This window comes from Nocardiopsis akebiae (assembly GCF_018316795.1).
GTDB lineage: Bacteria > Actinomycetota > Actinomycetes > Streptosporangiales > Streptosporangiaceae > Nocardiopsis > Nocardiopsis dassonvillei.
In genome coordinates, this window is the sequence record NZ_CP074132.1 from 3,792,551 (window position 1) to 3,806,271 (window position 13,721).

The following is a 13,721-nucleotide window of genomic DNA, read 5'->3' on the forward strand; positions in this document are numbered from 1 at the left end:
CCGGAGACCGGCGGACGACCGCTGCGCCGCGACGCCGTGCGGGCGGGTCGCCGAGTGAGCGTCGCGATCTCCGGACGCACCCGCGTCCTCGCCGTCCTCGGCGACCCCGTCGAGCAGGCCGGTTCGCCGGCGTTGATGAACGCCGCCTTCGGACGCTGGGGCGTCGACGCGGTCCTGGTGCCCCTGCACGTCCCGGCAGCCGACCTGCCGACCGTCCTGGAGGGCCTGCGCCGCGCGGCGAACGTCGACGGCCTGTGCGTGACCGTCCCGCACAAGCCCGCCGCGCTGCGGCTGGTGGGCACCGCGACCGAACGCGCCGTCCGCGCCGACGGCGTCAACGTGATCCGTCGGGGGCGTGACGGAGGCTGGCACGGCGACGCGCTCGACGGCGTCGGCATGCTCGACGGGCTGCGTGAACAGGGCGTGGCCACCGAGGGGCTCCGTGCGTGGATGGTCGGCGCCGGCGGCGTCGGCCGCGCCCTCGCCGCGGCGCTGCTCGACGCGGAGGTCGCGAGCCTGGAGGTGTACGACGCCGACCCGAGCGCGGTCGCGGAGCTGCTGGAGAGGCTCGGCCCCCTCGGGGGCGACCGCGTCACCGCGGCGGGGCGGCGTCCCCACGTCGGGGTGGACTTGGCCGTCAACGCCAGCCCCCTGGGCACGCGCGCCGACGATCCGCCGCCCTTCGACCCGGGGACGTTGCGCGCCGGGGCCGCCGTCGTCGACGTGGCTCTCGGTCCCGGGACCACCCCCCTGGTGGCCGGGGCGCGCGCGCACGGGCGCCCGGCCGTGTGCGGTCGCACGATGCTCGCACGGCAGATCGACCACTACCGCGCGTTCTTCTTCCCCGAACAGGCATGAGGTGAGTCGGATGGACGAGATCCTGCTGGTCAACGGACCCAACCTGGGGCGCCTGGGCCGACGGCGCCCCGATCTCTACGGCACGGACACCCTCGACGACGTCGCCGCGGCCGTCGGCGAGGAGGTCGCGCCGCGCGGGTGGCGCGTGCGCGCCGTCCAGAGCAACAGCGAGGGCGAGCTGATCGACGCGATCGAGGACGCCTACGGGACTGTGGGGGCGGTGGTGAACCCGGGCGCGCTCATGATGGCCGGGTGGAGCCTGCGCGACGCGCTCGACGACTACCCCTCACCGTGGATCGAGGTGCACCTGTCGAACGTCTGGGCACGTGAGTCCTTCCGGCACGAGTCGGTGCTCTCCCCCCTGGCCTCCGGGGTGATCGTCGGCCTCGGTCCCCGCGGCTACCGGCTGGCGGCACGGGCCCTAGTCGACATGGTGCCCCGGCGGGACACGCGGGAGGACCGGACCGACTGACCCGGGCGCCCACGCCCCGCCGCGCCCGGGCACCCGCTGGGTGCGGGACACCGCCTATGGCGAGGACCGGCACACCGCCCGGACCGGGAATGTCTCGTGCCGGTTTTACTGGAGGCTCTGGTGTGCGACGGAGGCGATCCCCGGCGCACAACGCGATCACCAAACTGCTCACCCCGGTCTCGAATCAGTCCAACGAGGGCTCCTGGCTCCAAGCGCGAGCGCCAAGAGTCAGAGCGTCGTCACCCACCACGAAGCGCTGCGGCTCACCCCGGCTCTCGCCGATGCGAACCCGTCCCCCACCGTCGAACGCCTCGGTCCGCGCGCGAAGCCGGACAGGGTCGGTCGCGGTCGGCACACGCAACCGCCACGGCGCACCTTCCTCCTGAGCCGGTACGGCCAGATGCACCATGGCACTGGCCTGACGGCGCACACGCACGTCGGTGTGTTCAGCCGTGCAGGAGGCCATCCGCAGCTCGGCACGGTCAGCAATACCAAGTGGCCTCGCAGGCGGGTTCCAGAACGGGCGGGAGGGATCGCTCGGCGGCCAGGTCCTCACGCACTCCTCGGGTCAGCTCCCCGGCGTCCGCAACGCCTCTGAGGAGTAACTTCCAGTCCGGTGCCGGGTCGGTTCCGCCGCACCGGAGCCACCCGGTCACCAAAAGCCGGTTCAGGCGGGGTACGCGAGTCGAACAGACGAGGCGCCGGTCCCGAATCGGGGGCTGAAACGCTCCCCGTGTGCTCCGCAGTGCAGGGTCCAGTACAGGTGGGCGCCCACCTCGCGGAGCACTTTGCCGTCCCGTGACCGCCCCGGCCCGGGCCGGGGCGGCCCGTGTACGGCCACCAGCGCCCCACAGCCACCCCACCCGCCCGCGCGGGCACCCCAGAGCCCGGACACGCCCGTCGCCCCATCGACCGCATATGGCTGCTCCAGCCGAAACCCCTCACCCCATGGGACCTTCCGCGCCACCACCTGATGGCATGAGCCCTGGACCCCGGGCTCCGGCAAAGTCGGGCAGCGGTGCGGGCGTGTCCGATCCGGTTGGATGGAGGTCCTTCACACCGCCATCCGTCCGAGGAACCCGCCCGCGCATGCAGGTCGAACTGTTGGATCGACGCAGGCGGCGGACCCGGCTGGAGTCGGCCAACGCGATCTTCGAGTACCTGGAGATCTTCCACAACCGGCAGCGCCGACACTCAGCGATCGGCTGGCTGACACCCGTAGAGTTCGAGAACAAGAAACCGAGCACCGTGGCCTGGGAATCCAGAAACACGGCTCCACCAGACTCAGGACATGCCAACTCAGCTATCGGGTCCGGGTGAAACGTGCAACACCTCGTAACTGCTCGCCTCTCCGTCGACCGTTGGCTGATCGGCGCCCAGTTCGGCCAGCAGCAGGGTCCAGGTCGTGACATCGACTGCCGCCACCCTGCGCACGGTCGACGAACCGGCCGAGGAGAGGAAGCCTCCGGTAAGGTCCTGGACCACGTGGACGGGCGCGACGCCGGCAGGCAGCGGCCTCGTCGAGATCGACATCGACCGGGCTTCGTCAAGGCGGCGAGGTCCGCTGACGAGGCCGATGAGGGTCCAGTCCTGGATCGGACGTCGCCCGAAGTCACGCACGATCGCGGAGTATCCGGGCTCGCCCCAGCAGAACGCCCTCATCCCGTCGATGTCGTTCCATACGTAGAACGGGGCGTACTCGTTGACCGGCGCGCCGTTCGCCTTCTCCCGGATCAGGTACGCCTTGAAGTCCAAGCCCGAGAAGCCGTCGAGCAGATGGCCGGTTCGAGCGACGCGATCGCGGATGATTCGCATGTCGTAGTCAGCTGGCAGGGGGACCGAATACTGCATGGCGTACATCAGAGAGTTCCCTTCCCCATCATTGTCTGGTAGCCGTCGTAGGCAGCATCCGAGACGGGTGCGCTCCAGGCCGCGGTGCCGCCGTCGGCCGCGGCTTCCCGCGTGGCTGCACGCGCCATCGGTCCCCGTGCTCCGGACCCGCGCCAGTGGGTGCGGACGTCCGCTGCGGGGATGACCTCGTACGCGACCGGCCTCGAACCCCCGTCTGCGGAGCGCGCCACCTTCGCGCTAACGCGGCCCGTGGACGCCGCTTGGCCGGGGGCGCTCACGCCGCGGCGCGTTCCAGCAGGCCCACAGCGCCTTCGATGGCCGCGTCGAAGCGCGAGGCGCCGCCGTGAGCTCTCGCGAGAACGTAACCGCCCTGCACGACCGCGGCGATGGTGCATGCCAGAGCCGCCGGGTCGATGTCGTCGAGCAGCTCACCGTTCTCGATGCCTTGACGGACGACAGCGGCGACGGCGTCCACCAGCCAGTCCAGTGTCGTCGTCACAGGAGCCATCAACGGCGGGGACGCCAGCACGTCGGCGTCGTAGGTCATCCGCCCCATCCGGCAACCGCGAAGGCTGTCCCGCTGGCGGCGCAGATAGCCCTCCAGCCTCTCCAGTGCGGTTCCCGGTCCGGACAGCATGGCCTCAGCGTCGCGTCGCATGCGCCGGGCGCTCTCCTCAAGCGCCGCGACCGCCAGGTCCTCCTTCCCCTGGAAGTGGTGATACATACTGCCCTGGCCAGCCGAGGCCGCCTTCTGGATGTCCTTCGGGCTGGTCGCCGCGTAGCCGCGCGCCCACAACAGCTCCTGGGCAGCGGCTATCAAGCGCTCTCGAGTCTCCATGACCGAATTGTACCTATCAGTATGTACAGCTATCGACCGGAGGCCTCCCCGCCCGGGGGGACACGGCCTGATCGACCGGGACGAGGCCGCGCCGCTGCGGCCGCCTCCCTGGCCGCGCCCGGGAACACCGTCCGGCGGGTCTCCCCGAAGCCGGCGGCCCGGAGAACCTCGTCCTCCGTGAGACGTTCTACGCCGCAGGCTTTTTCAGTCCAGACGTGGTCTCCTCCCCGTGGCCGGTGGTGACCACGAGGTCGGTCACGGCCAGGACCCGGCGGTCTCCTCGTCCGCGCCGTCCGCCGGGTGGGCGCCGCGGGCGCTGCCCGGTGGGACGGCTCCCACGGGCTCGTCCTGTACCGGCCGTTCGGCCCTCGGCACGCGGCCGAACCGCCGGGAATCCCCTGTAGTGCCGAGAAGTCCACGTGAGGCGCAGACGGACCGGGATCACACGGTTGGCCTCGACCGGGACGACTGGGCCACGCCGCCCGCCCACTATGTCCTCACCCATTGTCACAAACCGAATCGAAAAGTCGAACGGAATTCCTCATGAAAACCGCGTTCGGTTGTCTGGGACGAGGGCTCGCCGGAGACAGCCATACCCCGGGGCATATCGCGGCGCGACTTGTGGGATAGCCGTACGAGGAGCGATCCGCCTGCCTCATGGCGGTGGTTCCGGACCCTGTCCCCAAGGAGAACCGGTCAACCCCTTCCGCACGCCCGAACGGTTACCGATAGGTTTGACGAGCAAGGTGCCAGGCTCATCGCGCAGGAGGCGAATAATGGCGGATGAAATTCAGGAACGCTGTGGAGTCCAGATCCTGATGTGCGATCCGGACGGCCCCAAGGTGGTCACCACGGAGGATGCGTTGGACCTCATCGGCGCGGTGTTCCTCGGCGCGGAGGTCGTCGCCGTGCCCGCAGAGCGGTTGGACGAGCGGTTCTTCTCGCTGGGCACCCGATTCGCGGGTGAGATCATGCAGAAGTTCGTGAACTACAAGCTCCGCCTTGCTGTCATCGGCGACATCTCCCGTCACTTGGAAGCCAGTAGCGCCCTGCGCGCCCTTGTCCATGAATCGAACGCGGCAGGCCATATCTGGTTCCTTTCCAGCACCGAGGCCCTGGACGAGAGGCTGAAAGCGGGGTCAGCACAGCCGTCATGACCGACTAACCGGTATCCGAGTCCGCGTGTACGCCCGGTGCGCGATAAGCGGTCTGAACCGGAAGACGGTTCCGACGGCGCATCCCGAAGAGACCCGACGGTCGCGGGCTCCGCCGCGGCAACCCCGACAGGACCCAGACCCCACTAGAACACGCGACCGCGGCCACCGGGGCCCGGCCACACCCGAACCGGGAAAAACCCATGAGCCTTGAACAACCGTCGACCTCCACGAACTCCGCAACACTCATCGGCTTGCCCGGCGGCCGGATCAGACTGCGCGACGAAGGCACTATGACGGACTGGAGCGTCGAGGTGGCCGCGTTCCGTCTGGCGCCGCACCCGGTCACCCGCGAGCTGTACAGGGCCGTGCGGGACGAGACACCGGAGACCGAGGCCGAACGGCGCAAGCCGGTGACCGAGGTCTCCTGGATCGACGCCGTGCGCTTCTGCAACCTGCTCTCGCTGTCGGAAGGGCTCGAACCCTGCTACACGGAGATCGACGAACCGAACGCGGAGGACGTGGTTTGCGACTGGGAGGCGAACGGCTACCGCCTCCCGTCAGAAGCGGAGTGGGAGTACGCCTGCCGGGCGGGGAGCCCCGCAGTGCGGTACGGCGAGCTGGACGACATCGCCTGGCATCGCGGGAATTCCGAGGACGAGGTGCACGACGTCGCCACACGGGCCCCGAACGCCTGGGGTTTCCACGACATGATCGGCAACGCGTGGGAGTGGTGCTGGGACACCTACGACCCGGCGGTTTACGGTCCGTATCGGGTTTTCCGCGGTGGTGGCGCCCACGACCTGCCCCGGGCGTGCAGGGCATCCTGCCGACGCAAAAGCCATCCGACCTTCCGAATCGACGATCTGAGTTTCCGACTCGCCCGATCGGCCCGATAGCACAGTGACAGAAAGCCATTCGCTCTCAGCGCAGGAAATCTTGATGAGAGCAGACGGGAGTTCCCATGACCAGCAGACCCGGCAGCGCGGAAGCGCTCCGCATCAACGAGGAAGAATTCGAACAGGACCCGCACGCGCTGTATGACGTCCTCCGCGTCGAAGCACCTGTACGCGAGGTCATCGCCCCCGGCGGCCTGAAGGTCTGGCTCGTCACACGCTACGAAGACGCGAAATCCGCACTGGTCGACACTCGCTTGTCCAAGAACGTCGTGGTCGGACAGAAGGTGATCGAGCGGAACTCCACCAACGCGGACAACGTGATGGTGTTCGCCACTGAGCTGTCCGCGCACATGCTGAACTCCGACCCCCCGGACCACACTCGGCTGCGCAAGCTGGTCAACAAAGTATTCACCATGCGCGCGGTGGAGAAACTGCGCCCGCGGATCGAGGAGATCACCACCGAGCTCCTCGATGAGATGGAGGGCCGTGATCAGGTGGACCTGATGCGCGCCTTCGCCTATCCTCTGCCCATCTCGGTGATCTGCGAGCTGCTGGGCGTCCCGAAGATCGACCGCGACCGCTTCCACGGCTGGGTGGCCGCGCAGCTCTCCGGAGACCCGGAGAAAGTCGCGCAGGCCGCGCCCGCCCTCCTGGGGTACCTCCACGAACTGGTCGCCAGCAAGAGGGCCGAACCCGCGGAGGACCTGCTCACCGGCCTGGTGCACGCCAGCGAAGACGGCGACAAACTGAGCGCCCAGGAACTCGTCTCGATGGCCTTCCTGCTACTGGTCGCCGGACACGAGACGACGGTCAACCTCATCGGCAACGGCATGTTCGCTCTCCTGCGTCATCCCGACCAGTTCGCCGCCGTGCGCGCGGATCGTTCACTGGTTCCCGGGGCGATCGAGGAGTTCCTCCGCTACGAGGGTCCGGTCAACACCGCGTCGCTCCGGTACACGACGGAGGCCGTCGAGCTGGGAGGGGTCGTCATCCCCGAGGGCGAACTGGTGGTGGTCGCACTCGCTTCGGCCAACCGCGACGACGCGCAGTACCCCGATGGCGACAGCCTGGACGTGCGGCGCCAGGCTGGCGGCAACCTGGCGTTCGGACACGGTATCCACTACTGCGTGGGTGCGCCCCTGGCACGCTTGGAGGCGCAGATCGCCTTCGACCAGCTCTTCACGCGATTCCCCGACATGCGGCTGGCGGCCGAACCGGCCGACTTCCGCTGGAGGCCGGGCACCGTGCTGCGCGGGTTGGAGAGCCTGCCGGTGCGGCTCCGCGCCGATCAGGACTGACCCCCACCGCATGGACCGCCGGACGGCGACCCCACGGGTGTCGCGTCCGGGGCCGTGCCGAGGGCACGGTCCCGGACGCGACGCCGGTCGTCTCCGGCGGTCCCTCCTCAATTCCGTCCGCCGGAGACGGCAGGCCTCCCGAGGTCCTGGAAGTTCCGTGTCGCGATGTTCAGGCAGAGCGTCGGTGAGAGCCGGAAGAGCCACCAGAACAGCTTCCAGAAGGCGGGGACCACGATGATCCCCTTGTTCTTGGCGACCGCGTCGAGTGCCTTTCTGGCGAAGTCCTCCGGCGGGAGCGGATTCCTCTGCTCCCACATCTCCCGGGAGGCCGCGCCCGTCACCCCCTCGACCGCGCGGCCGTACTTACCGCCCTCGATGAACGGGGTGCGGATGACACCGGGGCAGAGCACGCTCACACGGACTCCGAGCTGGGCGGCCTCCGCCCGAAGATTGTGCGACAGGCCCACCACGGCGTGTTTGGTCGTGACGTAGGAGGTGGTCCCGGGACTCGGTACCAGCCCTGCCATGGAGGCGGTGTTGACGATGTGCCCGAACCCCTGCTCGATCATGGGACTGTAGGCGGCTTGGACGCCGTTGACGATCCCACCGAGGTTGACGTCGATCACGCGCCGCCAGTCCTCGGTGCGGTAGTGCCGGGCCCCCGCACCCATGCCGTGACTGATTCCGGCGTTGTTGAACAGGTAGTCAAGGCGACCGGTCCGCGCGACCGTGTCCTTGACCAGCCGTTCGAACTCCGCGTGGTCGGTCACGTCCAACCGGACGGCGGTCGCTTTCCCCCCTCCCTCGCGAAGGGAGCCCGCCACCTCCTCGGCCTGCTCGAGTTGCAGGTCGGCCAGAACCACCTCGCAGCCTCTGGCAACGAGTTCCTCGGCGAGCGCGCGGCCGATGCCGGACGCCCCGCCCGTGATGATCGCGGTGGCGTCCCCGTAGGTTCTGAGGGCGCTCTGTACTGCCATGGCCGGGTTTCCCTTTCGACGAGTGGGGTCAGGCGGTCCGTGCCCGGAACTCGCTCAGCGATTTCAGGTCGTTTCCGAAACGGTTGACCGTGCTTACCTGGGTGGATCCGCTGTCCGGCGCGAGGATGTACTTCACGAACGTGGCGAGGGTGGCGCTGGGGCCGAGGTCGACGAAGGTGGCATCGACCTCGGCGGTCATCTTCTCGATGGTCTGCGAGAACTCCACGGGACTCCTCATGGCGTTCCAGACGCCGTCGACCGTCACCGTGTCGAGTCGGCCCGTGGACGCGGAGGAGACGATCGGGATCCGCGGCGGCGCGAAGCTCACGCTGCCTAGTAGGTCGCGTGCCCGCTTCTCCACGGGATCGATGAGTTCCGTGTGGACTCCGTAGTTGACTGGTAGCCGCTGCGTCAGGACGCCCTCTCGGCCCAGCGCGCGCTCGAGCCGGTCCACCGCCTCGGCACGGCCGCTGACCACGAAATTGCCGTCGAAGTTGCGTCCTGTCACCCAGCAGTCGGCGAACAACCCGGCGTGGCCGAGTAGGAGGTCCTGGTTGCCGACGATCGCGAGCATGCCCGACTGCGGCGTCGCCTCCGCCAGCATCCGAGCGATCCCCACGGCGAAGGAGATCCCGGTCTCCAACGGGAAGACCTCCGCGACGACGGCCGCGGTGATCTCCCCCAGGCTGTAGCCGAGGAGGTAGTCAGGCCGGTACCCCATCTCCTGCACCACACGCGTGAGGCTGTACTCCACACAGATCAGCGCGGTGTTGGAACCCGCCAGGTCATCGAACGGATCGCCCTTCGAGCGCGCCGGGTCGAACACGGTCTCCAGTACCGACGTACCGAGGACAGGGGAGGCGACCTCGTCGCAGTATTCCAACCACAGCCGGTACCGGGGATGCCGCTCATACAGCTCACGGGTCATGTGGAAGTACTGGGAACCCTGCCCCGAGTACATGAACACGATCGGTTTGGTCATCGCCGGTGCTCTACCTCGCCGGGTTCTTTCCGAGTGCGGTCAGTGGTCGTAGGCGGTCGGTGACGGGCGCGCGGGGAGCCTGAGGGAGCGGCCTCTTCCTGATCGGCCATCAGCACTTCTCCAGGCAGACAGCCGAACTGATTCCACCGAAGCCCATACTGAGGCTGACCGCCGTCCGGAACGGTTGCTCCTCGGCCTTCTCACCCACCCAGCAAAACTCCTCATCCAGCGGATCGACCAGGTTGCGGGTGGGGTGGAGCTTCTGTTCCCCCATCTGCAGGAGAGTGGCGACGACCTCCACCGCGCCGGCCGCCGTCAACCCGTGCCCGGTGATCGACTTGGTCGCGTTGATGCGCGCGTGGGTGAGACCGCAGCTCCGCAACGCCCGCAGTTCGGTGTCGTCGCCGGTGGGCGAACCGGTTCCGTGCGGGTTGACGTAGTCGATGGCGGAGGGCGGCAGGCCCGCCTCCCGCAACGCCGCCTCGACGACGGCGATCTCCCCTTCCAAGGAGGGGTTGGGGTTGCGGTTCCCGTCCAGCGCGGTGCCGCACCCGAGAAAGCGTGCGTACGGCTTCGGGTGCCGACGCACGCCCTCACGCTCCACGACCACAGCAGCGCAGGCCTCGCCGAAGACGAAGCCGTCGTGGCCCCGGTCGAAGGGGCGGCAGGCCTGGGCCGGGTCATGGGCCCAGCGGTGGGAACCCATGGCGCCCATCGCCCGGAACGCGAGGCATTCCCAGTACGACAGGTCCATGAGCGCGCCCAGGGCGACGCACACGTCGACCTGGCCCGACTGCACCGCCCGCACGGCCTGGATGACCGCGAGCAGCCCACTGGCCGAGGCCCCGCCCAGGGTGTGGGCGAAGCCCCGGATCGGGAACTGCTGGGTGCAGATCCCGCACAGGTCGGTGTCCATGAAGCTCAGGCCGTAGGTGGGGCGTAGGAACTCGGGGCGTTCCGCGTAGCGTTCACGCAGCAGGAGGAGCTCCCGCTGTTGGACGTTGGATCCGCCGACCACCAGACCGATACGGTACGGGTCGGCGTTCTCCAGTCCGGCCTCGCGCCAGGCCTCGTCCAGGGTGGCCAGGGCCGCCTTGGACGAGAGCGACATCGTGCGCAGATCCCGTGCGGAGACGTCTTCGGGCAGGGCCGGTTCGCCCATCTCGGCGCCCAGGAAGGCCGCCGGGCCACCGCCCGCCGCGTCCGGGCCGACTGGTGCCTGTCGGCCCGGACGCCGCAGGTGCCCGAAGGCGTGGCGGCCGTCGAGGAGCGCGGAGAGGAACTCCTCCTTGCCCTGGCCTACCGCGGTGGTCACGCCCAGGCCGGTGACGAGGACGTTCCGCACGTCAGACAGAGGACTTGTCATGGATGCGCTCCGCCAGCTCACCGATGTTCCTCGCGTCCGCCAGTTCGATGAGCGGAATGCTCGCGGACAGCGACTCCAGGGTCATCATGATGATCTCGGCGCGGTCGATGGAGTTGGCCCCCAGTTCACGGAGCGAACTGGAAGGCGTGAAGGCGTGGCTCCCGAGTTCGGGGAGCACCTCACGGGTGTGCTCCACGACCAGATCGAAGACATCCTGGTTGGACATTTGGTCAACCCCCTGTGTAGTGCGATGTGATGAGGTCGCGGACCTCGGGCTGGTGGAAGGTCTTCTCGTGCATGGCCACCTCGCGTTCGATACAGCGCGGGAGTTCCGCGCGCAGCTCGGCCACGAGGTGGTCCTTGAGCGTGACCAGGGAGATCCTGGGTTTCTCGGCGAGGGTCTCGGCCAGCTCAAGGGCGTGGGGAAGGACGTCGGCACGCGGCAGGACCGGGAACGGCACCCCCCGTTCCCGGAGCTCACGGCCGTAGTACGTCTTCGCCGAGAGCAGCATCTCCTGGGCCAGGCTGAACCCGAGCTTCTTGGGCAGGATCAGCGTCGCTCCCATCCCGGGTGTGAAGCCGTACTTCATGAAGTTCGTGGTGTAGATGCTCTCCTGGCTGAGGACCAGGAAGTCCGAGAACAACCCCATCGCGAACCCGCCGCCGATGCCGTGTCCCTGCATCGCCGAGATGACCGGGACGGGGCAGTCCAGCGCCAAGCTGTAGATGTCGGAGTCGGTGAAGCTGATCCGCCGCTCCTGGATCTGCAGCAGGCTCTCCTTGGTGCCGCCGCTGGCGAAGTAGGTGCCGTACCCGGTGAGGACGACCGCCTTGCACCGCTCGTCCGCCCGCACCCTCGCGAAGGCATCGCTCAACCCGGTGATGAGCTGGTCGGTGAAGGTGTTCTTGTGGACCCTGTCCTCCATCGTGATCTGGACGACGGAGGGCCCTACCTCCCGGTATCCCACGGGTGCGCTCCGCATTCCCTACTCACCTTCCCAGGGGAACTGCCCTGTGCTGACGTAACGGGCGATCTTACGCAGGTTCTCCTCGTCGGAGAACACCTCCCGGTTGGCGTCGACGGCCTTGTCCCGTGACGGGAGGAGGACGTCGTCCAGATCACGCAGGTACTTCTTGTAGCGGGCCACCCCGGTCTTGGGCAGGTAGCGCAGGCGCAGGAGGTGTCGGCGCAGCAGGTTGCCGCTGTTCTCCGCGCTGGCGTCCACGAGCCCCCATGCCACGGCCTGCTCGGCGCCGAACGGCTGGGTCGTCAGCGTGACGAAGTTGGCCCTGGCCGGTCCGACCCTCCTGACCAGGAAGGGCATGACGCAGGCCGGCATCAGTCCGAAGAGCAGCTCCGAGAGGCTGAACACCGACCTGTCCTCGCAGAGCACGATGTCGCACGCGGCCACGAAACCCAGTCCCCCGGCGTTGACCTTGCCTCGGACGTGCGCCACGGAGACGAAGGGCCCGAGCGCCAGCGAGAGCCACAGGTCGTACAGGGCCTCGGCGTGCGACTGGTCGTGCCCGCCGCCGGCTCCGGCGCTGATGTCCCCGAAGTCGGCGCCCCAGCAGAACACCTCCGGCAGGCCCTCCAGGACGAGGACCTTGGCGCGGTCCTCACACAGGCGGACGACCTCGGTGCACTCCTCGACCAGGCGGCGGTCGATGGTGTTGTCGGCGTCGGGCCGGTCGATCTGGAGAAAGCAGATCTCGTTCTCGAAGCGGACCCTGACGGTCTCGTATCCCGCGGTGTTCAGGACACCCACTCGTACTCCCGGTGGAACTCGTCGATCCGGTTCAGGAACAGGACCTCCCCGCCGAGCGCGGTCCGCGCCTGCGGGACGATTCCGGTGTCCAGGACGGTGTTGCGGGTGCCGAACTTGACGGCGTGGTTGGCCTCCAGGAGCGAGTCGTACTCCGGCATGGTCAGCTCATAGCGTCCGTCGAGGCGATTGCCGAGTCCGAGGGCTCTCAGGCGGTCCTGGCTCTCCTGCCGGGTCACGCCGCTGAAGAACTCGGAACAGCAGCCGGAGCCGTAGGAGAAGACACCGACGCGGTGGGGGCTGGACAGGTCGGCGTTGTCGATGGTGCTGGCGAGCGAGAGCATCGTGGTCGCGCCCATGATGTTGCCGATGCGCTGGCAGTACGCCAGGCCCGGGCCCATCCGGCGCTGGAAGTCCTCTTCGATCGCTACCGGGGCCGCCTTGGCGATCTTGCGCATCAGATTGCGGTGAGCACCCTTGACCATGCCGCCGAACGGAGTGTGGAAGGCCAGATAGCCGAAGGACCCGACGAAGTCCACGTCGCCGACGCGGCGCTCGTACTCGCGGAAGGCGTTCTCACAGCAGTCGAGGTAGGACAGCAGCGACAGCTCCGCGTTGCCCGCCTCGCTGTCGGGCAGCGGTCGGCAGGTGTCCATCACCTCGTGGCCGTAGTAACCGCTGGCGCCGACGTCGATCTGGAAGATGTGCGGGGTGTCGCTGATGATCATCGCAACGGCGCCGGCGCCGCCGCTCGGCTCGGCGAAGGACCAGTCCTCCGAGAGCGCGTCCCCGCCCTCGGCCACCATGAAGCGGGTGAGGTCGGTTGCGATCACCAGGGCCTTGGCGCCCGGCGAGGTCCCGGCGAGGACGAAGTTCGCCGCGGTCTGGAGCGCCGCCACACCCGAGTAGCAGGCGTTCTTGATCTCGAAGAGCCGACAGTTCCGGTTGAGCCCGAGCAGGTCGTGGAAGTAGGTGCTCATGGACTTTCCGAAGTCGAAGGCCGACTCGGTCGCGGTGATGACCATCTCGATGCGGTCCCGCTCCTCGGGGCTCAGGGCGTCCAGGAGCGGTTTGGCGGCGTTGACGCCGAAGGTCACCGGGTCCTCGTAAGGCAGCGCGACGGTCTTCTCCCGCATGAGGAGGTTCTCGAACCTCGCGGTGTCGAGTCCCCGGTGGTGCGCCAGCTTCTCCACGTTGACACTACAGGTGCCGGCGAAGACGTTCATCGCCTCGATTCCGACAGTGGTCATCAGTTCTCCT

General features: G+C 68.4%; 15 protein-coding genes. 6 read left to right on the forward strand and 9 right to left on the reverse strand.

Going from position 1 to position 13,721, the window contains the following annotated elements; all coding sequences use genetic code 11:
• Window positions 1-54 precede the first annotated feature (54 nt).
• From KGD83_RS16440 to KGD83_RS16450, 3 genes are all read left to right on the forward strand, one after another.
• Window positions 55-858 (forward strand): shikimate dehydrogenase family protein, encoded by an 804-nt coding sequence (locus tag KGD83_RS16440; RefSeq protein WP_212640037.1) that lies wholly within the window; start codon window positions 55-57, stop codon window positions 856-858.
• Window positions 859-868: 10 nt separating this feature from the next.
• Complete coding sequence (locus KGD83_RS16445) at window positions 869-1,330, forward strand: type II 3-dehydroquinate dehydratase (protein ID WP_212640038.1); 462 nt, start codon at window positions 869-871, stop codon at window positions 1,328-1,330.
• Between the two features lie 1,089 nt (window positions 1,331-2,419).
• A complete protein-coding gene (locus KGD83_RS16450) occupies window positions 2,420-2,650 on the forward strand; it encodes an IS3 family transposase (protein ID WP_212640039.1) in 231 nt (76 codons plus the stop codon).
• Here the strand turns inward: KGD83_RS16450 and KGD83_RS16455 are convergent.
• Together KGD83_RS16455 and KGD83_RS16460 are read right to left on the reverse strand one after the other, a co-directional pair.
• Window positions 2,630-3,190, reverse strand: coding sequence for a DUF4865 family protein (locus tag KGD83_RS16455; RefSeq protein ID WP_212640040.1), 561 nt, complete (start codon window positions 3,188-3,190; stop codon window positions 2,630-2,632). The two genes, KGD83_RS16450 and KGD83_RS16455, sit on opposite strands and share 21 nt — an antisense overlap.
• 265 nt (window positions 3,191-3,455) lie before the next feature.
• Window positions 3,456-4,019 carry a TetR/AcrR family transcriptional regulator gene (locus tag KGD83_RS16460; RefSeq protein WP_212640041.1) on the reverse strand — a complete coding sequence of 188 codons (564 nt, stop codon included), beginning with the start codon at window positions 4,017-4,019 and terminating at the stop codon, window positions 3,456-3,458.
• Window positions 4,020-4,795: 776 nt separating this feature from the next.
• Between KGD83_RS16460 and KGD83_RS16465 the strand changes: the two genes are divergently transcribed.
• The 3 genes from KGD83_RS16465 (at window position 4,796) to KGD83_RS16475 (ending at window position 7,370) form a co-directional block, all read left to right on the forward strand.
• Window positions 4,796-5,176, forward strand: a complete 381-nt coding sequence (locus KGD83_RS16465) for a DUF4180 domain-containing protein (protein ID WP_212640042.1) — start codon at window positions 4,796-4,798, stop codon at window positions 5,174-5,176.
• A gap of 200 nt (window positions 5,177-5,376) precedes the next feature.
• Entirely contained in the window at window positions 5,377-6,072 is a 696-nt protein-coding gene (locus KGD83_RS16470) for a formylglycine-generating enzyme family protein (protein ID WP_212640043.1), read from the forward strand.
• A 65-nt stretch (window positions 6,073-6,137) separates the two neighbouring features.
• A complete protein-coding gene (locus KGD83_RS16475; protein ID WP_212640044.1) occupies window positions 6,138-7,370 on the forward strand; it encodes a cytochrome P450 family protein in 1,233 nt (410 codons plus the stop codon).
• 107 nt (window positions 7,371-7,477) lie between these two features.
• Here the strand turns inward: KGD83_RS16475 and KGD83_RS16480 are convergent, their stop codons facing one another.
• From KGD83_RS16480 to KGD83_RS16510, 7 genes are all read right to left on the reverse strand, one after another.
• Window positions 7,478-8,347 carry an SDR family NAD(P)-dependent oxidoreductase gene (locus tag KGD83_RS16480; protein ID WP_212640045.1) on the reverse strand — a complete coding sequence of 290 codons (870 nt, stop codon included), beginning with the start codon at window positions 8,345-8,347 and terminating at the stop codon, window positions 7,478-7,480.
• 28 nt (window positions 8,348-8,375) lie between these two features.
• Complete coding sequence (locus KGD83_RS16485) at window positions 8,376-9,329, reverse strand: acyltransferase domain-containing protein (RefSeq protein ID WP_212640046.1); 954 nt, start codon at window positions 9,327-9,329, stop codon at window positions 8,376-8,378.
• A 109-nt stretch (window positions 9,330-9,438) separates the two neighbouring features.
• Window positions 9,439-10,695: a beta-ketoacyl synthase N-terminal-like domain-containing protein gene (locus KGD83_RS16490; RefSeq protein WP_212640047.1), complete on the reverse strand. Its 1,257-nt coding sequence runs from the start codon at window positions 10,693-10,695 to the stop codon at window positions 9,439-9,441.
• The gene (locus tag KGD83_RS16495) at window positions 10,676-10,921 is read right to left on the reverse strand and encodes an acyl carrier protein (RefSeq protein WP_212640048.1); all 246 of its coding nucleotides are present in this window, start codon (window positions 10,919-10,921) and stop codon (window positions 10,676-10,678) included. Before KGD83_RS16495 ends, KGD83_RS16490 begins: the two co-directional genes overlap by 20 nt.
• Window positions 10,922-10,925: 4 nt before the next feature.
• Window positions 10,926-11,678, reverse strand: coding sequence for a polyketide synthase (locus KGD83_RS16500; protein WP_212640049.1), 753 nt, complete (start codon window positions 11,676-11,678; stop codon window positions 10,926-10,928).
• A 3-nt stretch (window positions 11,679-11,681) separates the two neighbouring features.
• Window positions 11,682-12,464: an enoyl-CoA hydratase/isomerase gene (locus tag KGD83_RS16505; protein WP_212640050.1), complete on the reverse strand. Its 783-nt coding sequence runs from the start codon at window positions 12,462-12,464 to the stop codon at window positions 11,682-11,684.
• A complete protein-coding gene (locus KGD83_RS16510) occupies window positions 12,452-13,711 on the reverse strand; it encodes a hydroxymethylglutaryl-CoA synthase family protein (RefSeq protein ID WP_212640051.1) in 1,260 nt (419 codons plus the stop codon). Before KGD83_RS16510 ends, KGD83_RS16505 begins: the two co-directional genes overlap by 13 nt.
• Window positions 13,712-13,721: the final 10 nt, after the last annotated feature.

What these genes read in the sequence shown, in the direction of transcription:
- KGD83_RS16470 (WP_212640043.1), top strand. Translation starts at nt 5,377, where the DNA reads ATGAGCCTTGAACAACCGTCGACCTCCACGAACTCCGCAACACTCATC.
- KGD83_RS16495 (WP_212640048.1), bottom strand. Translation starts at nt 10,921, where the DNA reads ATGTCCAACCAGGATGTCTTCGATCTGGTCGTGGAGCACACCCGTGAG.
- KGD83_RS16465 (WP_212640042.1), top strand. Translation starts at nt 4,796, where the DNA reads ATGGCGGATGAAATTCAGGAACGCTGTGGAGTCCAGATCCTGATGTGC.
- KGD83_RS16485 (WP_212640046.1), bottom strand. Translation starts at nt 9,329, where the DNA reads ATGACCAAACCGATCGTGTTCATGTACTCGGGGCAGGGTTCCCAGTAC.
- KGD83_RS16480 (WP_212640045.1), bottom strand. Translation starts at nt 8,347, where the DNA reads ATGGCAGTACAGAGCGCCCTCAGAACCTACGGGGACGCCACCGCGATC.
- KGD83_RS16450 (WP_212640039.1), top strand. Translation starts at nt 2,420, where the DNA reads ATGCAGGTCGAACTGTTGGATCGACGCAGGCGGCGGACCCGGCTGGAG.
- KGD83_RS16475 (WP_212640044.1), top strand. Translation starts at nt 6,138, where the DNA reads ATGACCAGCAGACCCGGCAGCGCGGAAGCGCTCCGCATCAACGAGGAA.
- KGD83_RS16445 (WP_212640038.1), top strand. Translation starts at nt 869, where the DNA reads ATGGACGAGATCCTGCTGGTCAACGGACCCAACCTGGGGCGCCTGGGC.
- KGD83_RS16500 (WP_212640049.1), bottom strand. Translation starts at nt 11,678, where the DNA reads ATGCGGAGCGCACCCGTGGGATACCGGGAGGTAGGGCCCTCCGTCGTC.
- KGD83_RS16460 (WP_212640041.1), bottom strand. Translation starts at nt 4,019, where the DNA reads ATGGAGACTCGAGAGCGCTTGATAGCCGCTGCCCAGGAGCTGTTGTGG.
- KGD83_RS16490 (WP_212640047.1), bottom strand. Translation starts at nt 10,695, where the DNA reads ATGACAAGTCCTCTGTCTGACGTGCGGAACGTCCTCGTCACCGGCCTG.
- KGD83_RS16510 (WP_212640051.1), bottom strand. Translation starts at nt 13,711, where the DNA reads ATGACCACTGTCGGAATCGAGGCGATGAACGTCTTCGCCGGCACCTGT.
- KGD83_RS16455 (WP_212640040.1), bottom strand. Translation starts at nt 3,190, where the DNA reads ATGTACGCCATGCAGTATTCGGTCCCCCTGCCAGCTGACTACGACATG.